The sequence below is a fragment of the Actinomyces succiniciruminis genome (assembly GCF_900002405.1).
Lineage (GTDB): Bacteria > Actinomycetota > Actinomycetes > Actinomycetales > Actinomycetaceae > Actinomyces > Actinomyces succiniciruminis.
In genome coordinates, this window is the sequence record NZ_LK995486.1 from 1 (window position 1) to 20,898 (window position 20,898).

12 protein-coding genes and 1 pseudogene are annotated in these 20,898 nt (G+C 69.6%); 11 read left to right on the top strand and 2 right to left on the bottom strand.

The window, feature by feature from the left end:
* Positions 1–2,561, bottom strand: a pseudogene (locus tag BN1056_RS05195) (class I SAM-dependent DNA methyltransferase); the annotation flags it as partial.
* The gene (locus BN1056_RS05200) at positions 2,561–5,806 is read right to left on the bottom strand and encodes a helicase-related protein (RefSeq protein ID WP_210579578.1); all 3,246 of its coding nucleotides are present in this window, start codon (positions 5,804–5,806) and stop codon (positions 2,561–2,563) included. The gene BN1056_RS05200 and the pseudogene BN1056_RS05195, both read right to left, overlap by 1 nt.
* Before the next feature lie 237 nt (positions 5,807–6,043).
* Between BN1056_RS05200 and BN1056_RS05205 the strand changes: the two genes are divergently transcribed.
* The 11 genes from BN1056_RS05205 (at position 6,044) to BN1056_RS05255 (ending at position 20,693) form a co-directional block, all read left to right on the top strand.
* Entirely contained in the window at positions 6,044–6,259 is a 216-nt protein-coding gene (locus tag BN1056_RS05205; RefSeq protein ID WP_234416030.1) for a hypothetical protein, read from the top strand.
* On the top strand, positions 6,250–6,594 hold the full coding sequence (locus tag BN1056_RS05210; protein ID WP_244671521.1) for a type II toxin-antitoxin system PemK/MazF family toxin: 345 nt from the start codon (positions 6,250–6,252) through the stop codon (positions 6,592–6,594). The genes BN1056_RS05205 and BN1056_RS05210 overlap by 10 nt, the downstream gene beginning before the upstream one ends.
* A gap of 217 nt (positions 6,595–6,811) precedes the next feature.
* Positions 6,812–8,434: a hypothetical protein gene (locus tag BN1056_RS05215; RefSeq protein WP_210579582.1), complete on the top strand. Its 1,623-nt coding sequence runs from the start codon at positions 6,812–6,814 to the stop codon at positions 8,432–8,434.
* A 189-nt stretch (positions 8,435–8,623) separates the two neighbouring features.
* Complete coding sequence (locus BN1056_RS05220; RefSeq protein ID WP_136193993.1) at positions 8,624–8,911, top strand: helix-turn-helix domain-containing protein; 288 nt, start codon at positions 8,624–8,626, stop codon at positions 8,909–8,911.
* Positions 8,908–10,155 carry a type II toxin-antitoxin system HipA family toxin gene (locus tag BN1056_RS05225; RefSeq protein ID WP_210579584.1) on the top strand — a complete coding sequence of 416 codons (1,248 nt, stop codon included), beginning with the start codon at positions 8,908–8,910 and terminating at the stop codon, positions 10,153–10,155. Before BN1056_RS05220 ends, BN1056_RS05225 begins: the two co-directional genes overlap by 4 nt.
* Positions 10,152–12,308 carry a GmrSD restriction endonuclease domain-containing protein gene (locus tag BN1056_RS05230; RefSeq protein ID WP_210579585.1) on the top strand — a complete coding sequence of 719 codons (2,157 nt, stop codon included), beginning with the start codon at positions 10,152–10,154 and terminating at the stop codon, positions 12,306–12,308. Before BN1056_RS05225 ends, BN1056_RS05230 begins: the two co-directional genes overlap by 4 nt.
* Before the next feature lie 353 nt (positions 12,309–12,661).
* Positions 12,662–14,611 carry a ribonucleoside triphosphate reductase gene (locus tag BN1056_RS05235; RefSeq protein ID WP_425306103.1) on the top strand — a complete coding sequence of 650 codons (1,950 nt, stop codon included), beginning with the start codon at positions 12,662–12,664 and terminating at the stop codon, positions 14,609–14,611.
* A 181-nt stretch (positions 14,612–14,792) separates the two neighbouring features.
* Positions 14,793–15,506, top strand: coding sequence for an anaerobic ribonucleoside-triphosphate reductase activating protein (locus tag BN1056_RS05240; protein ID WP_210579636.1), 714 nt, complete (start codon positions 14,793–14,795; stop codon positions 15,504–15,506).
* A gap of 779 nt (positions 15,507–16,285) precedes the next feature.
* Positions 16,286–17,053, top strand: coding sequence for a PadR family transcriptional regulator (locus tag BN1056_RS05245; protein WP_210579587.1), 768 nt, complete (start codon positions 16,286–16,288; stop codon positions 17,051–17,053).
* Positions 17,053–17,793: an ABC transporter ATP-binding protein gene (locus BN1056_RS05250; RefSeq protein ID WP_210579589.1), complete on the top strand. Its 741-nt coding sequence runs from the start codon at positions 17,053–17,055 to the stop codon at positions 17,791–17,793. Before BN1056_RS05245 ends, BN1056_RS05250 begins: the two co-directional genes overlap by 1 nt.
* Positions 17,790–20,693 carry an FtsX-like permease family protein gene (locus tag BN1056_RS05255; RefSeq protein ID WP_210579591.1) on the top strand — a complete coding sequence of 968 codons (2,904 nt, stop codon included), beginning with the start codon at positions 17,790–17,792 and terminating at the stop codon, positions 20,691–20,693. Before BN1056_RS05250 ends, BN1056_RS05255 begins: the two co-directional genes overlap by 4 nt.
* Positions 20,694–20,898 lie beyond the last annotated feature (205 nt).

Below are 20,898 nucleotides of genomic sequence, written 5' to 3' on the forward strand. Positions count from 1 at the left end.
CCCACCGGGGCCCGCCGACCCCACAGGTCGATGCGGCGGGAGGCCTCCGCCTCCGCCACCCGCAGGCGCCGCAGCGTCAACTCCCACAGCACCTCCACGCGCCGCGCCAGCGCCGTCAGCCGCTTGACCTGCTTATTCGGCTTGTCCTTCGGGGCCTTGGTGATGTCCTTACGCCACTCCTTCAAGGCCTTCAAACGCCCGGCGTCCACCAGGTCACGCACCTGCTTGGGCACCTCCGCGGCCGAGCCCCAGCCGCCGGCGGGCAGCAGGAAGTGATGCACCCGGCCGGTCACGTCCAGGGCCTGCCCCAGGCGGTGCCCGGAGGCGGGCGCGGTAGGCGCGGCCCGGCCTGCGGGCAGGCCTCCCGGGCCGGCCGGGCTCGACGGACCATCCGGGCCGACGCCGTCGGCACCCGCCGCACCATCAATGGCCTCGGCCACCTGCCGCAGCGGCTCGGCCACCGGCGTGGTGCTCAACCACTTCCGCTTGCTGCCCAGGGCACTGACCGGATACAGGGCCCGCCTGGCCCCAACCAGTGAATTGCCGCGCCGCAGCCGCAGGCCGAACCACGGCGCCGCCAGGCCCTCCACCATCGTGTCCAGCCACAGGGAGATCTCCGCCAACTCCACCGCCGTGGCGTTCAAGTCCACGCCGTAGACCTGATGCAGCGCCAGATAGGCCTTCACCCTCGCCAGCTCGCGCGGACGCTCCTCCGGGTCCACACGCCGCCCCAGCTCCCGCTCCCGGCGGGACAGGTACTGCTCGGCCAACTGGCGCACCGCCTCAATCGCGAAGGCGCCCGACCCCAGCGCCGGCTCACACACCGTCAGGTGCAGCACCTCCTCCGCCGTCGTCGTGCGGCCATCCTGATCCAGCAACTCCTCCAGGGCCTGCTGCACCGTGAAACGCGTCAGCACCTCCGGGGTGTAGAAGGACGCCGACCGCTGCCGATCCCGGCCCGAGAGCCGGAACACGAACTCGCCCGGCTCATAGGTGACATTGCGGCGCTCACCCGTCACCTCATCCTCCACCGTCACGAAGTCCTTCTCATCCAGGCCCTCCATGACATCCTCGGGCACCACCCACGAGCCCTTGGAGGCGTCCCCGCCCGGCGCCACCTCCCACAGGCGCTGAGTGGCGAAGGAACCCGTGTAACTCATCAGCCCCTCATAGACGGCGCCCAACTGGTTGATGCCCAACTCCACATAGGAGATGAAGCCCCGGCCCGTCCGGCCGTTCTCCCTGGTCAGCAGCAGGTGCCGCAGCACCCGCAGCAGGGCCGCATTACCCAGCCCCACCTCATCAATCAGCGCCGTCGCCTCCGGGCGGAACAGGTCCGCCCGCATCGGCTGGAACACCAGGCCGTCGAAGGCCTCCTCCTGATCCGGGCTAACCCCCGTGTTCAAACCCGAATCCACCAGCTTGAACAGCAGCCCCAGGGACTGGTAGATGTGCGTGCCCGCCTGCGCCGTCTCCTCATGCAGCTCCCGCAGCGTGAGCTCCCGCAGCCGCTCCAGGCCGTAGCCGGCGTCGTACTCGGCCGCACCTACCGGCAGCACGCCCAACTCCGGGCTCGCCTCCGCATACAGCAGGAAGATGATCCGGTAGATGTACCTAAGCGACTGCAAGGCCAGCGGCTGCGCCTGCTCCTGGCCCAGCGGTTCCAGGCCCCGGGCGGCACGACGCCGCACCACCTCATTGGCGATGATCTCAATGGAGGAGCGCACCCCCTCACGCAGATCCCTCGACACCCCCACCGTGTGGGCCGCCGAATCCGCGAGCGTGCCCGACCACCAGGTCTCACCCTCCGGAGTCGGCAGCAGGGAGCGGGCGTCCAGGCAGGTCAGGGCGCGCTCGACCTCACCGCCCCGCTTGGCGTCATTGCGCTCCACCACCAGCTGCACGTTCACCGCCAGCCAGCGGCCCTCCGGCCACCGTTCCTTCTCCGCCACCAGCGCCCACCGGCCCGCCAGCACCAGGGCGAAGGCCGGGCCGTGCTCATCGGTCATCAGCGTGGACAGTGCCCGCGCCACCGAAACCACGGGCTCGGCGCCCTCCAGGGCCGGGGCTGCCGGATCCTCCAAATCCACCGGCTCCCACGGCTCGGCGAGCGTGGCCGCATCCTTGTCCAGCAGGTCCTCCACCGTGGCCGCGGGGCGGGCCCGCAGCAGCGCCAACGGCGCCGGGCCCTCATCGCCGACCGGCCGCACCAGCGTCACCGGGCCGCGCTCAACCAGCCGGAACTCGGCGGAGGTGAAACCCAGAATCTCCCGCAGCTCCGCATCCAGTTCCCCGGCGGCCCGCAGGGCGGCGGCAGTGGGTGTGGCGGCGTCGTCGTCGGGCAGGGCCGCCAACAACTCCTCCAGGTGAGGGCGCGCCGAACGGAAACGACTGCGCGGCGTGGCCACCGGGGCGGCGCCGTCGGAGGGCTTCTCCAGCTCCTCCCACTCCTTGCGGCGCTCCAGCACGCGAGCCAGGAAGGACTCCTTCGTGGCGTCGGTGGTGAAGTAGTGCTCACTGATCCAGTCCTCGCCCACCACGAGCGCATCCGACGCCGCCATCAGCGGTCCCCTTCCTTCCCGAAACCACCACTAAAACCACCGCCGAGGCCAGCCCCCGCGCCACCGCCGAGGTCTGCCGCGCCGCTGCCGAAACCATGGGGCACCACCACCAGCAGCGGCCGCACCAGCGTGTGCGCCGGAAGCTGCTGCTCCATCAGCGCATGCTCCGCCGCCACCGTCTGCCGTTGGGAACGCAGCTGCCGGTTCTGGATGAGCCGGCCCGCGTCGTCGTCCCAGGAATCCGCCCGCCGTGCCCAGGCCTCCACCCGGGTGCGCGCCTGCTCCCGGGCCGCCTGCACCGTCAGTGTCATCTGCTTCTCGGCCGCATCCACCGCCGGGGCCAGCAGCGCCTCCAACAGTGCCGTATCCGGGGCGCCGCCGGCATTGGTCAGCTCCCGCTCCACACCAACTGCCTTGAACATCTCCGCCGGGGAGGCGTGCACCCGCCCGATCGGCACCGCCTCCGGGCCCCGGCCCGCCTGCACCTGCGCGCGGGCGGCGGCCAAGTCCAGGAACGGGAAGGCGACCGAGACGCTCACCAGGGAGATCGTGCGGCCCGCCAGATTCGTGAGTGTGCCCAGCAGCAGCACCGTGGGCGACTCCACCGCCCTGTGCACCGCGAACACGGAGGAGCGGCCCAGCCGGGCCAGCACCCGGTCGCCCGCCCACTCCAGCACCGGGTGCAGCGGCCCCAGGTAGTGGGCCTCCGGCCAGGAGGAGTCCGAGGAGTCCCGCAGCGCCTGCGCCAGCAGCGCCCTGCCCTTGCGCTGGCTGGTGGCCAGCAGCAGATGCTCCTGCACGTGCCGGTCCTTCAGGTACGACTGCGGCAGCACCGCCAGGCGGGCACGCAGGCCCGCGGGCGGCACCAGCTCCACCACATGGTCCTCATGCTCCCGCCAGGAGACGCCACCGCCGCCGGTCTGCCCGTGCTCGGCCTCCTCCGGGCGCTCATACAGCTCGGTTAGGGCCTGACGCAGGTAATCCAGCTGGGAGTCGTACAGGGTGGAGGACGGCAGCGGGGCCATGGCGCGGGCCGACGGCGAGAGCCGGGCGGCCGGGGCGGCGTCGTTCGGGGCGGCATCGGCAGCGGCTGGTGCGGCAGCGGCCGGGGCGCCGTCGTCGGAGCTGTCCGGGGCGGCGTCGTCGTCGGAGCCGGCCTGGGCGGTGCCCGTCAAGGAGGCGAACAGGGCCGCCATCGGATCCAGCTCCAGGGCCGCATCCACATCCGGCACCACCGCGTCAATGTCCGCGCCCTGCTGCAACGCCTCACGGATCGCCTGCTCCTCCTTCTCCCCGGAGTACAGGCCCATCAGGGAGGCGGCGTCACCCAGCGCCCGGTGCGCCTGATCCTCCTTCTCCATCAGGCGGGTCAGCACGCGCACATCACCGGAGAAGCGTGCGTCGGAGGGGTCCAGCAGCAGGGTGGTGATCTGCGGGCTGGTCTCCTGCCCATAGCGGTCGATGCGGCCATTGCGCTGCTCGATCCGGATCAGCGACCAGGGGATGTCATAGTGGATCAGCTCATGGCACTGGGCGTGCAGGTTCACGCCCTCCGAGGCGACGTCGCCGGTCACCAGCACGCGCAGTGGCGTATGCGCCTGCCGGAACTCCTCGACGATCTCCTGCTGCTCCACATCCGACAGGCCGCCGTGCATCACGCGCACCGCGCCGTCGCGCAGGCGCAGGTCCCGCCGAAGATTCTCGGCCAGCCAGTTCAGGGTGGCCACGCGCTCGGCGAATACCACCGCCCGCGCCGTCGAACGGGGGCCGACGCCGATGCGGCGCAGTTCCTTCAGCAGCGCCTGGTACTTGCCGGACTCGGTGTTATTGGCTGCCTCGGCCAGCTGCTGCAGGCGGGCCAGGGCCCGGGACTGCTCGGAGGATTCCAGCGCCTCCTCACTTCCGGCCCGGGCGCGACGCCGCGCCATGCGCTCGTCGATCGTCTGAATCAGCGCCGCCGGGGAGGACAAGAAGGCCTTCGCCAGTGTCCAGGAGAACAGGGCGCTGCCGCTATTACCCGCGGCGCCCGGGCCGGCAGTGCCCGGGGCGGAGGCGCCGTCGGGCCGGTGCAGCCAGGAGCGGGACAGCTCCCCGGCCACCGCATCCTCCGCCGGGGAGGGCGCCACCAGCCGGTTCACCGGAGTCAGCCGCTCCTTCCAGCGGTCGCCCACGACGTCGCGCACCTCCTCGGAGTGGCGGTGGCGGCGGATCACCAGCCGACGCACCGCCTCCTGATCCAGCGAGCCGTCCGCGTGGACCGCCGTCGGCTCCAGCAGGCGAATCAGCTCCGCGAAGGACTTCGGATCCCCGTTGTGAGGCGTGGCGGAGGCCAGGATCAGGGCGTCCGTCTGGCGGGCCAGGATGTCCGCCAGACGGTTGTTGAGCGTGCCCTTGTTAGTGACGTTGTGCGACTCGTCGATGACCACCGCATCCCAGCGCTGCTTACGCAGGTGGTTGAGGTAGCGGTCGGACTTGAGGGTGTCGATGGAGATGATCGCCCGGTGGTAGACGGAGAACGGGTTGCGGGTGGCCGGGATGGTGCGCCGCACCCGCTGAATGCCCACCGAGTCCAGGCGCACGAAGGGCAGGGCGAAGCGCGACCACATCTCATGCTGCATCTGCTCCAGCACGTGCCGGGGCGTGACGATCAGAATCCGGTCCCCGCGGCCGCGGCGCACCAGCTCCGCCAGAATCATGCCGATCTCCAGGGTCTTACCCAGGCCCACCGTGTCCGCCAGCAGAATGCGCGGGCGCAGGTTGGCCGGGTCCAGGGCCTGCCGGACGGCCGTGAGCTGGTAGGGGAGCGGGTCGGCCAGCATGTCGCCCACCACCGACAGCTCCGTGGAGCCTGCCGGCAGCGCCGTCTTGCGCAGCGTCGCCTCCAGCCACAGGCGCGAAAGCCGATGCCGGGTGGAGGTATCCGCCACCACCCGGGTGCGGCGCGGGTCAACGGGCTCGATGCGGTCGATCCCGGCGGAGAACTGGGCGGTGACGTCCTGCACCAGCTCCGACAGCCCCTGCACCGTCACCAGGGTGCCGTCGGAGTTCGTGGAGACCTGGGTGACCAGCCAGTCCTCGTCGCGCACTCGCACCACCGACCCCGGGGCGACGTCGAGCGACGGCGGGGGAGTAGAGGCGGACGGCGCAGGGGTGGGGGAGGCGGGGAAAGAGGTGGCGCTCGCGGGAGCGGTGCCGAAGCGGGCGTCGCTCGCGGAGGAGGTGCTGGGAGGAACGGCCGTGGTCACGGGGACGATCCTAAGAAGCGCCGTCGGCAAGGAGGGCAGGACGGACAAGTGTGTTCGAGGTGTGATTCGCGCTCGCCTGTCGGGCCGTTACGTTGCCCTTGCGGGCTTTGTCGTGTCGGTCTTTGGCCTCCGCCCTCGTCACGCCGTACCCCACCTCGCGCGCCCGCACTGCCAACCGCCGTACTCCACGCGCGAAGAGGCGGCTTCCTTGCAGGGAATGCTGGAGCCATGTCTAGGATGACTACGATCAAAGTCGAGAGCAGCACCCGTGATGCGGTCCGCGCCCTCGCTGAGCGTCAGGGTGTCACCATGGATGTCGCCATCCGGCAGATGGTCAAAGCTGCGGAGCGTGAGCTACGGTTCGCCGACCTCAAGGCCGCCATGGAGGCCAATCCGCCGGATGAGGCTTACTTTGCCGAACTCGCTGACTGGGAGTCGGACGCGTGGAACTGACTCCGCATCCTTCAACCGGCGAACTGTGGTGGGCTGCGCCGGATCCGGCGGTTGGGCGTGAACGGCCTGGGCGACGTCCTGTTCTCGTGATCTCTAATGCCCGCTACCATCACGCCGTAACGACGTTGGTGGTAGCTGTTTCGGTGACCTCCGTCGACCGACGCTGGCCGAACCATGTGCGGATTCCCCGCGGTGCGGGTCTGCCCCAGGACTCCTTCGCCATGACCGAACAGGTCCGGACGATCTCCCGGAAGAGACTGGTTGAGCGTATCGGTGTTGTCGGAGACGATGTCCTGGGGCAGGTTCTTGGCTGGGTGAGAGACTGGATGGCCTAGCGTGTCCAGCCAGGGGTTGACTGGCCGGACCGGATGAGCGATGGAACTGCCCTCGTTTCGAGACGCGAAGGCGGGCCGGTGGGGCTCGGCGGGCGCTAACGTTCCCGCTGACACGTAGCTCAAGGGCGAGGGGGAACCAGTGGACACGAGTGGGGCCGGGAGTCCATCACGGGCTTCGCAGGAGTCGAGTGAACCGCCTGCGCAGGCGGCCGGGGCGGTGACGCCGTCGTCGTCGGATACGGGAGCGGAAGCGCCGGCGCCGGATGCCGCCACCGAACTTACGCTGCTGGAGGCCGCGCCCGGCGTCGCCGTCCTACTCGCCGACACGGTGCCGGACGGCTGGGAGATCGAGCCCTTCAATCTGGGGGAGCGAGCCAATACCGAGATCACCAATGCCGTCAGCAACGCCGCCAGCGCTCTCAACCTCGTCGCGCAGGGAGCGCAGGGGCTCGTCTCCGTGCAGGGGATGGTGCGACTCGCGCCGGAGACTCTGCAGAACCTGCGCACCATGAATACGATCGTCAAGGATGGCTACAACCTCGGCGTTTTGACCCAAGGCGGCAAATTCGCTGCCCAGGTTCGCTGGGTCCCCGCCACCGGAGTTCAGGCCGCCACGGTGGCAGCGAGTGCCGGTCCGGCCTTCGCCCTGATGGCCATTAGTGCGCAGTTGAGCTCGTTGTCCAAGCGGGTTGACCAGAATCTAGAATTGACTCGCGATGTCCTCCAGACCTTGCTGCAAGACCACTGGAACGCTCTCAGCGGCATGTATGACACCGTCGTCGACGCCATTGATGAGGCGCGCGAGGTCGGGGCCGTCACGCCGCGGGTATTCGGCCGGGTCGCGCACCTTGAGGCCGATCTTCGCGCCGAGTACAAGCACTTCGACCGCCGCCTGCAAAGTCACCTAAAGGCGCTGGGCGGGACCGCTGTCGAGCGGCGCGACTACCTGCGGGACCACTCACAGGAGGTTGCCGCGGACGTCCAAGGACTCGTCATGTCCGCCAACGCCCACTACGGGTACCAGTTGCTCCGAGCAGCCGAGATCGCCTCAGACAGTGAGCGCAGCGAGCAGGACGAGCAGCTCATGCGGTACCGAGCCGAACGGATACCAGCCGAGCGGGCGGAAACCATGGCGAGGATCGCCCAGGTGCTCGGCCGACTCGACGCGTACTGTCACCTGGCCGAGCTCCTGGACGGGCGCAGTGCCGACCTCGGGCGTGTTGGTGGCAGAGTCGGCGACCTTGCGGGGCAGGTTTCCGGGCGCCTTCCGGCGCTGCGCCGAGCGCCGCGGGCCGCGGGCCGCGGGCCGAGCGTCGCGGCCATGACCCAGTACGTAGCAGCCCTGGGCGCCGGCGCCTATGAGGCCCCAGCGCCCCTGGAACCGAACCTCAAGGTTGTTGAGGATGACGACGCCGCGGCGCACGCGCTCGACATTCTCAGATGGGCGCTGCCCAATGGCGGGCCCCTACTCGTCCTAGCCGAATTCGGCCGCGCCTGGGCGGGAGACAACAACCTTAAGGGTGGATACCTGGGGGTGACGCCCACGCGGTTCTTCCTCGCCTCACGTTCCACGCTCACCAAAGACGGACTGATCGACGATGACTTCCCGCTGGCGGACGTGCGCTACGTCCGGTTCCGGCAGGGCGAGGAAGGGGCGCGCATCGACGTGATCACGAAGGACGAGAATCTCGCCGTCGACTTCGCCGACTGGGCGGCCGCGGGGGAGCAGGGTGAGCGGCTGAGGCGCGTCGCGGACGTGCTGATGACGGCCGCGAACCTGCCCGCGGAGGAGCGGCGCTCCGACCCGCTGCTGGAGGCGACCGCTGCTCTCCCGTCATAGCTGCCGGTCGGTCGCCGCACGCACGGCAGCGGCGCGGAGGCAGCGCAAGGAGGTGGCAGAGGCGCCGCGTTAGGCCGGCAAGGCTGGGTGGGAGCCTCCGGACGGCGCTGGCCTTTACGGAGCCTTACGGCGATTTTGATCGCCACAACCTGCTAATATGGCGATCATACACGCCATAAGGAGGTGTACATGTCCGGCTACCGGATCAATCGGCAGATGACCGCCTTCGGCGAGCACATCCGTGGCTGGCGCATGGTGCTGGGGCTGACCGCCCAACAGGTCTCCGAGCGGGCCGACATCAGCCGCGACACGCTGCGCAAGATCGAACGCGGCGATCCCACCGTCTCCTTCGGCGCCGTCGCCCAAGTGCTGCGCGCCCTCGGCATCCTCGACCAGGTTGTCGACGCCGTCGACCCGCTATCCACAGACATCGGCCGCCTGCGCGCCGGAAGCCTGACGAAGCGGCGTGCCCGATGACCGACGTCGAAGTCCTTCTCGACACCGAATCGAAGCCGCAGCGCGTAGGGACCGCGCACTTCACCCGTTCGCGCGGTCAGGTTTCCACCACTTTCCTCTACGACCCCGCATACCTGGCGTCCGGAGGTCCCAGCATCGACCCCTCCTTACGGCTTGATTCGGGCGTGCAGTACAGCCCGGGTCTGTTGCGAGCCTTTGCGGACACCGCCCCAGACCGGTGGGGACGCAATCTGATTGCTAAGGCCGAACGCATCCGCGCCCGGGAAGTGAACCGTACTCCCCGTCGCCTTGACGAGGTCGATTACCTCCTGGGCGTCAGCGACAACACTCGTCAGGGTGCTTTGCGCTTCCGCCTGCTTGGCCAGGAAGAGTATCTGGGTGAGCCCTCCACCGTGCCCCGGCTCATTTCCCTGCCTCACCTCCTCACTGCGGCCGACCAGGTGCAAGCGGATGATGATCCGGCCGCCGCCATCAAGCAGCTCCTTGACACCGGCACCACCGGCCTAGGAGGCGCTCGCCCCAAGGCCTCTGTGCTCTTGGACGATGGGGGCCTCGCGATTGCCAAATTCCCGCACGCATCCGACCGGTGGAATGCCATGGCGTGGGAAGCTGTCATGCTCGACCTTATGCAGGAAGTCGGGATCCGTTGCCCACAGCGGCGGCTGGTCGGTGTGGGGGAGCGCGGTGTACTGGTTCTGCGCAGGTTCGACCGATCCCATCTCGGCCATCGGATCGGCTACATCAGTGCCATGACCGCGACTCAGGGGAAGGACGGTGAGCAGTACGACTACCTCGACGTCGTCGATTCGATCCGCGACCTGTCCCGCTCTCCGCGCTCCGACCTCCGCGAACTCTTCGTGCGGGCCGTATTCTCCGTCGGTTTCGGCAACACGGATGATCATCTGCGCAACCACGGCTTCCTCATGGATCGGAGGTCTTGGCGCCTCAGTCCTGTATTCGACGTCAACCCCAATCCCGAGCTTGCTGCCGGTCGAGCGACGTCTATCGTTGGCGCCGATGTGTTCCCGGATGAAGCGGAGGCCTTGTTGGCGCTTGCCGAGGACTGCGGTCTAGCCAATGCGGCGGCTCGGGTAGTAATGGCTCGTGTTGCTCGCTTGGGTGAGTCTTGGCGCGACCGTGCTCGCGCCAGCCGGATTCCCGATCGCGAGATCGCCCTTATGGCTGACGCTATCGCCCCGCGTATCGAGGCGCTCGCCGCCCTCGCCAACCAGGAGCACCCATGATCACCGAGCTCGCGATCCCACAAGACCTCTTCGCTCTTACCATGCGTTTGGACGCACCGCTCTTCCAGCGCCCATACGTGTGGAACCAGGAGGATCAGTGGGCGCCCCTGTGGGAGGACATTCGCACCCTCGCCGAGGCCTGGCTTGATCCACACGCGCCCGGCCCAGGTAACGCACGCCGCCCGGCGGAGCCCCACTTCCTTGGCGCCGTCGTCCTCCAGGACCGCCAGACCTCCTACCAGGAGATGCGTGCGGCCACCATCATCGACGGTCAGCAGCGCCTGACCACCCTGCAGCTTCTCCTCCACTCCCTCGCCGGCGTACTGGTCACTCACGGCCTGGACTCGCTCGCGGCCTCGGCTGCCCGCCTCACCCGAAACGACGACGCCACCACCGCCCGCCCCGAGGACGCGTTCAAGGTCTGGCCCACCAACCGCGACCGCGAGGCTTACACCGCCGTCATGCTTGCTCGGGCCCCGGACGAGGTCCCGGAGACGCTCCGCAAGACACCTTTCGCCCAGGCCGACGCATACTTTCGCAGCGTCATGGACGAGTGGCTCACACGGTCCGGCAAGGCCGGTCGCGAGGACCTCGACGTCGTAGCGGATCGAGCAGCAGTCCTCCTTGGCGTCGTGACCCGCGGCCTGCGCCTGGTCGTCATCCGCTTGGGCGACGACGACGACGCCCAAGCCATCTTCGAGACCCTCAACGCCCGCGGTACACCGCTTACCGCGATGGACCTGGTCAAGAACTTCTTATTCCAGAAGGTCGACCCCCACGCACCCGCGACTCAGGAGATGTACGGCCGCTACTGGAAGCGCTTCGAGACGCCGTTCTGGGAGCAGGAGATCAGCGCGGGGCGCGTCAAACAGGCTCGCGCCGTCGCCTTCCTCGGCTGGTGGCTGGCTGCCCGCACGCGCGCTGTCATTCCCGCAAGATCCGCTTTCTCCGCCTTCAAGCGCTACACGCTCGCAAGCGGCAACGAAATGGGAGTACTTGCCGACCTTTCTGCTGCGGCGGAGCGCTACGAGGTCCTCGAAACCGCCTCCCACACTCGGCACGGCGAACTTGATCCAATTGCCATGTTCAACTACCGGGTCGACGTTCTCGGCCTGGACGTGCTCAAGCCGCTGGTCATCTGGTTGCAGGCCCCCGACGGCGGCGGGGCGCCCTCCGTGCCTGGTGACCAGCGCCGTCGGCTGATTGCAGCCGTTGAGAGCTGGGTCGTGCGCCGCGCCCTGGTCAAGGAGGCCTCCACCGGCCTCAACCGCTTCGTCGTCGAGCAGCTCTTGCGGGAAGTGAGCGTGGACCCCAGCCGCATGGGCGAGCGGGTCGAGGCCTTGCTGGCGTCCCAAACCGCTTCCGTCTCCTACTGGCCCGACGACGAGGAAGTCCGCGCAGCGCTGGGCACCGAGCGCATCTACCGCACCCTGGCGCGGGCTCGCGTCCGCATGGTCCTCGAAGCCATTGAGGACCGCCGCCGCGGTTACCCCGACGGCCACCGTCGCGCAGAGGCCCCCATCGTTCGCGGCGTCTGCACCATTGAGCACCTCATGCCGCAGCAATGGCGTCTGAATTGGGATGACGGCGCCGACGAGGCCACCGCCGCTGAGCGTGACCACCTGGTCCATACCCTCGGCAACTTGACGCTCACCACCCAGGGCCTGAATTCCTCCCTGTCCAACGGCTCTTGGCAGGCCAAGCGCCAAGCACTGGACGCCTCCACGGGCCTGCTGACCACCCGTGACGTGCTGCGCGAGCATCCGGATGCCTGGACCGATGACGACATTCGAGAGCGCACCGCGGCACTGACCGAGGAGGTCCTCGCCATCTGGCCGACGCCCGCCGGCCACGTCCACCGCGCCCCGCGCCGTGCGCTAAGCGTCAACAATGCGACGATGAAGGACCTCCTGGACGCGGGCCTGCTGGCGGTCGGGGATGAGCTGGTAGGCGTCGGCAATGACGGGCGGGCGGTCCGCGGCGTGATGGATGCTGCTGGAAGGATGGTGCTTGACGGCGCAACATACGCCTATCCGTCGGCGTCCGCGTACCGAGTACGCGGAACCCAAACGAATGGCTGGACCTTCTGGCGGTTGAGGAGCCACGACGGTCCCACCCTGGGTGATCTGCGGGCTCGGCTGCTTGTGTCGTGATCGTATGGGTGGCTCGCCTTGGGGGCGACACGCACGCACGTGTCGGCAATAATGTGGGCTGCGCCACTCAATTGCCGAGCTGTGCCACCACAAGAAGTTGGGTGCGTGTTGCCTGCTGGTTGCTCCGGATGCCGCCGTCGTTGAGGGCCTCTCTTGGCTTGGCGACCACAACATGTTGTGGTCGCCAGGGAATAACGCTCCCAGATGATGTGTTACAACCATGTCGTTCGTTGCTGCTTCGAGAGGCATCTTGGAGTAGGGTCAACACCGTCGGTGGCGCCGACGCGGGACCGCAGGTCCAGGTTGGCGCCGCTGGTTCAACGAAGATCTACGTATCGCACTGGAGGCCCCTCGTGTCCGACAGCACTCAGACCCCGTCCGCCGCTCACCTGGCCGCTGCGCACCCCGAGCTCGTGGCCCGAGGTTCTGCCGACTCCGCTGTCGCCCACGGCTCGCGCCCCCAGGTGGACGCCGTCTCCACCATCACCGAGTACCTGGACCGCTCCGACTGGCGCGTGAACGCCAACGCCAACCAGGGCTACTCCCTGGGCGGCATGATCCTGAACACCTCCGGCAAGGTCATCGCCAACTACTGGCTCAGCCAGATCTACCCGCAGGTGGCCGGCGACGCCCACCGCAACGGCGACATCCACATCCACGACCTGGACATGTTTGCCGGCTACTGCGCCGGCTGGTCGCTGAAGAACCTGCTCCAGCAGGGCTTCAACGGCGTCCCCGGCAAGATCGCCTCCGGCCCCGCCAAGCACTTCTCCTCCGCCGTCGGCCAGATCGTCAACTTCCTGGGCACCCTGCAGAACGAGTGGGCCGGCGCGCAGGCCTTCTCCTCCTTCGACACCTACATGGCCCCCTTCGTCCGCCTGGACAACATGAGCTACGACGAGGTCCTCCAGTGCATGCAGGAGCTCATCTTCAACCTCAACGTCCCCTCCCGCTGGGGCACCCAGACGCCCTTCACCAACCTCACCTTCGACTGGACCTGCCCCGCGGACCTGGCCGACGAGCACCCGCTGATCGGCGACGAACTGTGCGACTTCACCTACGGCGACCTCGCCGAGGAGATGGGCATGATCAACCGCGCCTTCATGGAGGTCATGACCACCGGCGACGCAGACGGCCGCGTCTTCACCTTCCCGATCCCCACCTACAACATCACCAAGGACTTCGACTGGGACAGCCCCAACGCCGACCGGCTGTTCACCATGACCGCGAAGTACGGCCTGCCCTACTTCCAGAACTTCATCAACTCCGAGCTCGACCCCGGCATGATCCGCTCCATGTGCTGCCGCCTGCAGCTCGACCTGCGCGAGCTGCTCAAGCGCGGCAACGGCCTGTTCGGCTCGGCCGAGCAGACCGGCTCCGTCGGCGTCGTCACCGTGAACATGGCCCGCCTGGGCTACCTGCACGCCGGCGACGAGGAGGGGCTGGTGAAGGCGCTGGACCGCCTGATCGACATCGCCTCCGAGACGCTGGAGCTCAAGCGCACCGTCATCCAGCACCACATCGACACCGGCCTGTTCCCCTTCACCAAGCGCTGGCTCGGCACGCTGGACAACCACTTCTCCACCATCGGCGTCAACGGCATGAACGAGATGGTCCGCAACTTCACGCACGACGCCTACGACCTGACCGACCCGCGCGGTCACGCCATGTGCGTGCGCATCCTCGACCACGTCCGCGGGCGCATGGTCGAGATCCAGGAGGCCACCGGCCACCTGTACAACCTGGAGGCCACCCCCGCCGAGGGCACCACCTACCGGTTCGCCAAGGAGGACCGCAAGCGCTACCCCGACATCCTCCAGGCCGGCACCGACTCCAACCCGTACTACACCAACTCCTCCCAGCTGCCCGTCGGCTACACCGACGACCCCTTCGAGGCGCAGGAGATGCAGGAGGAGCTGCAGACCAAGTACACGGGCGGCACGGTGCTGCACCTGTACATGAACGAGCACATCTCCTCGGCCCAGGCCTGCAAGGAGCTGGTGCGCCGCTCGCTGACCGCGTTCCGCACGCCCTACATCACCATCACCCCGACGTTCTCGATCTGCCCGACCCACGGCTATCTGGCCGGCGAGCACTTCACCTGCCCCAAGTGCGCCGAGCTGCACCCCGACGCCGAGCCGGTCGAGTGCGAGGTATGGACCCGCGTCATGGGCTACTTCCGCCCCGTGAAGTCCTTCAACATCGGCAAGAAGGGCGAGTACATGGAGCGGCAGATGTTCACCGAGTCGGCGGCCAGCGCCCACGGCACCACCACCTCGCGCCTGACCTCCATCAGCGCCTGACATTCCGCCCGAGGCGACGCCGGGGCGCTGGAATCGGGGAGATCCTCTCCGATCCCAGCGCCCCGCGCGCCCAGGCACTCAATCCCCACAGGGAGACACCGTGAGCAGCGAATCCGCGCCCGGCGCCCGCCGCCCCGGAGGCGTGGACATCGACGTCCCCGCGCACCGCCCCGCCGACGACCTGCAGATCGCCGGGCTCGTGCCCATGTCCACCGTCGACTGGCCCGACCACCTGGTAGCGACGGTCTTCCTGCAGGGCTGCCCCTGGAACTGCTTCTACTGCCACAACCAGGCTCTCATCCCCACGCGCACCCCCGGCGCGGTCGCCTGGGATGAAGTCCGCTCCCTGCTCGCCCGCCGTCGCGGCCTGCTCGACGGCGTCGTCCTGACCGGCGGGGAGGCGCTGCGCCAGGACGCCCTGGCCGACGCCGCCGCCGAGGTGAAGGAGATGGGTTTCCAGGTGGGCCTGCACACCGCCGGCCCCTACCCGGGTCGCCTGCGCGACATGGTGGCGCGCGGGCTGGTCGACTGGGTCGGCATCGACATCAAGGCGCTGCCCGAGCACTACGACGCCGTGGTCGGCCGCCCCAACTCCGCCGCTAAGGCCTGGGAGAGTCTGCAGGTGCTGGTAGACGCGGCCACCCGCGGCGACGGCGTCGACTTCGAGGTACGCACCACCGTGGTTCCCGGGGATGTCACCGCCGCCGACGCCGTGGAGGTTGCCCGCCGCGTGCACGACGCCGGCGCCCGGGTCTACGCCCTCCAACAGGCCCGCGGCGAGGGCACCACCGGCGACTTCGCCGTGTCCGCGCCCGGCTGGGACGCCGAGTGTGAGCGCATGGCCGCCCAGATCGAGGCCCTCGGCTGGGACCGCTTCACCTACCGCCCCGCCTGAGCCTCCTGGCCCTCCTGATTCCTTCGCCGAGGTCGGTTGATCTTACGTGCCGAGGTCGGTCAACCTGGTGGCTGACAGTCTGCTCCCGCCGAGACCGGCATGGGCTGACGAGCCAGTACTGGACGGCGCGAATTGTGCTGTCGGGCCGGACTCTGGTGCACGTTCCACGACCTCGGGGGCATTGCACGACCTTGGGGTGCGTTGCACGACCTTCCTGGGGTCGTGCAACGCACACGGGGGTCGTGGAGTGTGGCCCGGGGGCGTGGAAGCCATCCGGCGGCGTACCGGGGTGAGCGTGCTTGTTGAGGGCGTGTTCGATCCGGAGCGGCAATGCGCACCTTGGACGCGCAACAAACCCACGTTATCCGGCCAAAGCCGGCGATGACGGAGGGAGCGCTCGGGACCGGGCGCAGTTGGTGATCGCCGTCTACGAGGCCGGGCTGGTGCGACCCGCCCGCCAAGGGCCGTAGGCCCGATCTGCCACCACCGACGCTGACGGTGCGACCCGCGCGCCACGAGTTGTAGCTGTCATAAACTGCACCACTTTCACGTGTCGGCTGTACTCGACGAAACGCCGAACCGCATGATTGCGCGCCTGCTGCGGCCAAAGGGGGTATGCCGTGCAGGGAAAGTGGTGCATTCCGTGCCACCTTCGTCGCTGCTGCCCACTGCTCGACCGTGTGCTTGAGTCGGGCCCCTTGAACACCTATGCTTACCGAGTAAGCGTTACCCGGTAAGCATCGCCGTTTGCTGGGATTCTCACGACCCGGGAGTCGGCAATGGCCGTGAAACACGCCCTGCTCGCCCTACTCGCACGCGGTCCCGCGGGCACCTACCAGCTGCGCAAGGACTTCGAAGCGGCCACCGGAACCACCTGGCCCCTCAACATCGGGCAGGTCGCCACCACGCTGGCGCGCCTAGAACGCGACGGCCTGGTGATACGCCTCGATCCCGGCCGGCCCGCGAACGGCCCCGGCGCGCCGGGTTCCGCAACCGCTTCCGCCGCATCCACCTCCGTCCCGGCGGCAGCGGCGCAGCCCACGCCGCGCAACTCCGACGCCGCGCCGGCTGCTGCGGACGCGGCTCCCGTAACCGGGCCTTCCAATACGCAGACGCTGCCCACCGCCAACCGGGACGTGGCCGCCTGGACCCTGACCGACGCGGGCCGAGAGGAGCTCGCCCATTGGTGGGCAAGCCCGGTTGCCCGCCGCGCCCCCGAACGCGACGAGCTCGTCATCAAGCTCGCGCTGGCCACCGCCTCCCCTGACGTCGACGTCGCTGCGCTGATCCAGCAGCAGCGCCAGGCCACGCAGACCACCCTCCACGAGATCAACCGCGCCCGCCGTGCCGCCGCCGACGAGGACCTGGCCACCACGCTCGTCCTGGACCACCACGTGTTCATCGTCGAGGCCGAGCTGCGCTGGCTCGACGACGCCGAGGGCCGCCTGACCCGCGCCGCCGCGCTCCGCGCTTCGGCCGCGTCCACCACGCCTGCCGCGTCTCCCGCCTCCACCGCGCCGGTCTTATCCACCGGGAGGCGGTCCTGATGCGCGCCTCGCGTCAGCAGCCCGTACTCGAGCTCCGCGGCGTCGGCCGCATTCACGGCACCGGCGCCCGCGCCGTCACCGCCCTGGACGGGGTCGACCTCACGGTCGCGCCCGGTGAGTTCGTCGCCGTCATGGGCCCGTCCGGGTCCGGGAAGTCGACCCTGCTCAACCTCGCCGGTGCCCTGGACCGGCCCACCTCCGGCAGCGTGATCCTGGCGGGCCGCGACCTGGCCGGCCTGGACCGCACCGCCCTGGCCGAGGTGCGCCGCCGCGCCGTCGGCTTCGTCTTCCAGGACTTCAACCTGCTGCCTTCTCTGACCGCCGCCGAGAATGCCGCCTTCCCCCTGGAGCTTGACGGCTGGCCCGCCCGTCGCGCCCGGGCGGCCGCACTGACCGCGCTGGAACAGGTCGGCTTGGCGGATCTGGCCGACCGCCTGCCCGACGACATGTCCGGCGGCCAGGCCCAACGCGCCGCCATCGCCCGCGCCATCGTCGGCCCACGCCGCCTGCTGCTCGCGGACGAACCCACCGGCGCACTCGACTCCGCCACCGGCACCGCGGTCATCACGGTATTGCGGGAGCGCGCCGACGACGGCGTCGCCGTCCTCATGGTCACTCACGAGCCCCGCTTCGCCGCCTGGGCCGACCGCACGGTCTTCCTGCGCGACGGCCGCCTGGTGGGCGCCTCCGACCCCGGCGACATCGACGCACTGCTGGCCACGCCGGGGGAGGGCCGGTGAACGCGGCCCGACTGCGGGCGCTGCGCCCCGTGGTCCGCCTGGCCGCGCGCGACGCCCTGGCGCATAAGGCCCGCAGCCTGCTGGCGATCCTGCTGGTGGCGGCCCCGCTGGTACTGATCGTCGGTTTCCTGGGCACCCGCCTGTCCACCCCGCCCACCCGGCAGGCGGCCCTGGCATCCATTCCCGACGGCGCACAGGCACTCGTGACCGGCACCGCCGTCGACCCCGTGGAGGCCCCGTTCCGGCAGGTGCCCGAGGGCGCGCCCGGGCCCTGGATGGACTCGCCGGACACCGTGCCCCTGACCGCGGAGGAGTTGGCCGGCTACCTCCCCGCGCGCGACCGGGTCCTGCAGTTCTGGGACTCTGAGGACCTGCTCGCCCTGGCCGACCCCGACGCCGAAGCGGGCGCGGCCACGCCCGCCGCCGCAGGGGACCTGCAGGGCGCGGACTTCGGCGCAATTGGCACCTTCACCCTGCGCGAGGCAGACGCCGCCGGCCTGGAGCTGCTCCTGCCCCCGCTGGTCGCCGGCGCCGCCCCGACCGGCACTGCCGACGTCGTCATCACCACCGCCCTGGCCGAGCGCACCGGCGTGGAGGTGGGAGAGGCGATCATCCTGATCGCCCCGCCCTTCGACGGCTGGTACTCCACCAACGGGCGCATCGCCGAGGTCATGCAGGACTCCCGGCGCACCTACCGCGTCACCGGCCTGGTCGACGACGACGCCGCCCGCGCCTGGGCGCTGCCGGACTGGCTGGCGCCGGCGGTCCAGGACGACCCGGCCGGCGTCGACACCCACTTCCTGGTTACCGGCCCCGACCCGGTCACGTGGGAGGTCGCCAAGCAGCTCAACGGCGAGATGGCCTTCGCCGTCTCCCGCCACGTGCTCACCAACTACCCGGACGCCTCCGAGCTGTATCCGGTGGCCGTCAGCGCCGACTACCTGGCCACCGCCCTGGTGATGACCGTAACCGCCTGCGCCGCCGCCGCGGGCCTGCTGCTGGGGCTGGTGACCCCCGCCTTCGTGGTCGCCGCCGAGCAGCAGCGCCGCACCCTGGCCCTCGCCTCCGCCACCGGAGCTGCACCGCGACAGCTGGCCCGCACCATCACCCTGCAGGGGACTGCGATCGGCTGCCTGGGCGGAGTACTCGGCGCCGGTGGCGGACTCGTCGCCGCCTGGGCGGCCTACCGCATCTTCGAACCCGAGGTGCAAGCGCTCGCGGGCCTGCCGGGGTGGCTGCCGGTGCTCGTTGTCGCGGGCGCCGCCTTGGCCGGGTGGCTGGCCACACTCGCGCCCGCCCGGCGAGTAGCGCGCATGGAGCCGGTCCAGGCGCTCAAGCGCGGGAGCTGGCCGGCGGACGCGGTCGGCGCTCAGCAGAGTCGGGCCGGACGCAGGTGGCGCCTGCTCGGCGGTTCGTGCCTGCTGGCGGCCGCGATCGGCTGCGCCCTTGCCTCGCTGCGCATACTAATTCCCGTCGCCGCGCCCGGAGAGGCGCTGGCGGTGCCCGGCACACTGCCCGGGGGAGCCGCCGTGCCGCTACTGGTGGCGGCCCTGCTGCTCGGTGCAGTTGGAATGTTCATGCTGGCCCCGGTTGTGCTCGACGCCGCAATCGTGGTGTTGGCCAAGGGGCCGCTGGCGCTGCGCGTGGCCGCCCGAGACGCCGCCGCCCACCGCGGCCGCGCCCTGCCGGTGGTCGGTGCGATCGGTGTCGTCGTCGCGCTGGCCTGCGGACAGACGGTGTATATCGCCTCATTCGCCGCCAATGTCAACGACACCTCCACCGTTCTAGTGGCCCCCGGGTACCTCGCGCTGGGACCACGCGTGTCGGTCTCCGACGACTTCGACGCCGCCGTCCTGGCCGACGCCGTGAGCGTGCTGCAAGACGCCGGTCTGCCCGTCACCGGCTCCGCGCCGGTCCGGTCCCCGGGGACGTCGCTCTTGCTTGAAGTTGAGTCACCCGCGTCCTCCCGCTGCCCCGACTTCACCGAGCCCGACGTCGCCGCCTCCATGGGACTGGCCGACGCCGTGACCTGTGTCCCCGAGGGGCAGGGCTACAACCCCGGCATTGTCACACCCTGGATGCTGGGATCCCAGGTGCTTGTTATGAACGCCGAAGCGCTGCGCGCCACCGGCCTGGACGGGGCGCAGGAGGCCGCTGAGGTCCTGGAGGCGGGCGGGGTGGTGGTCAACAACGCCACCTGGATCGATGACGACGGAACGGTTCGTATAGGTCTTATGGACTACAGCGATGCCGCCATGACCATCCAGCACCCGCAATCCCGGGACGCCTACTTCCTGCCGCGGATGACGGGCACCATCACGGTGTCGCCCGCCACCGCCGCCGAGCTGGGGCTGACCGGCGCCGACGCGCCGATATACGTGGGGGAGATGGTGCAGCTGTCGCGACCGCTGACCGCGGCGGAGACCGCCACTGCACGGCGAGTTGTTGAGGAGCGGAGCGACCTGGTGACTGTCGGGACCAACTCGGATCTGCCGCCTTGGGGCGGCGTGGCCGACTTCGCGGTCCTGGCCGTGCTGGCGACGGTGGCCCTGTTCGCACTGGTGGTGAGTCTGCTACTGACCCGCACTCAGATGCGCGCCGACATGGTCACCATGCACGCGGTGGGAGCCTCGCCGCGTTTCCTGCGGCGGCTCACCGCTGCCCACGCGGTTGTCGTGCTGGCGCTCGGCGTGCCCGCCGGGGCGGTGTGCGGCTGGGCGGTGGCCGCGTATCTGGTGGCCTGGAATCGGCACGTGGCCATTGACGGTCCCTGGCTGCGCCTGGAGGGCCTGTGGGGCTGGCAGCTGGTGGGACTGGCCGGCTTCGTCGCGATGGGTCTGGGCGTGGCGTGGCTGATGGGTCGCCCGCCGCGCCATCTGGCGCGCTCCCGCGACGACTAGCCGTCACGTTCCACGACCTTGGGGGAGTTTCACGACCTTGGGGTGCATTCCACGACCACCCCGGGGTCGTGAAACGTGCACGGGAGTCGTGGAACGTGCACCGGGGTCGTGCAACGTCGTGGCGCGGCCACCATCGGAGGAACGGCGCGGGTGCGTCTCGGCGTGCGGGCGCCTCGGCTCGGGCGCACCGCCATGCTCCGTCCTC

What these genes read in the sequence shown, in the direction of transcription:
- BN1056_RS05205 (WP_234416030.1), top strand. Translation starts at nt 6,044, where the DNA reads ATGACTACGATCAAAGTCGAGAGCAGCACCCGTGATGCGGTCCGCGCC.
- BN1056_RS05220 (WP_136193993.1), top strand. Translation starts at nt 8,624, where the DNA reads ATGTCCGGCTACCGGATCAATCGGCAGATGACCGCCTTCGGCGAGCAC.
- BN1056_RS05225 (WP_210579584.1), top strand. Translation starts at nt 8,908, where the DNA reads ATGACCGACGTCGAAGTCCTTCTCGACACCGAATCGAAGCCGCAGCGC.
- BN1056_RS05230 (WP_210579585.1), top strand. Translation starts at nt 10,152, where the DNA reads ATGATCACCGAGCTCGCGATCCCACAAGACCTCTTCGCTCTTACCATG.
- BN1056_RS05245 (WP_210579587.1), top strand. Translation starts at nt 16,286, where the DNA reads ATGGCCGTGAAACACGCCCTGCTCGCCCTACTCGCACGCGGTCCCGCG.
- BN1056_RS05250 (WP_210579589.1), top strand. Translation starts at nt 17,053, where the DNA reads ATGCGCGCCTCGCGTCAGCAGCCCGTACTCGAGCTCCGCGGCGTCGGC.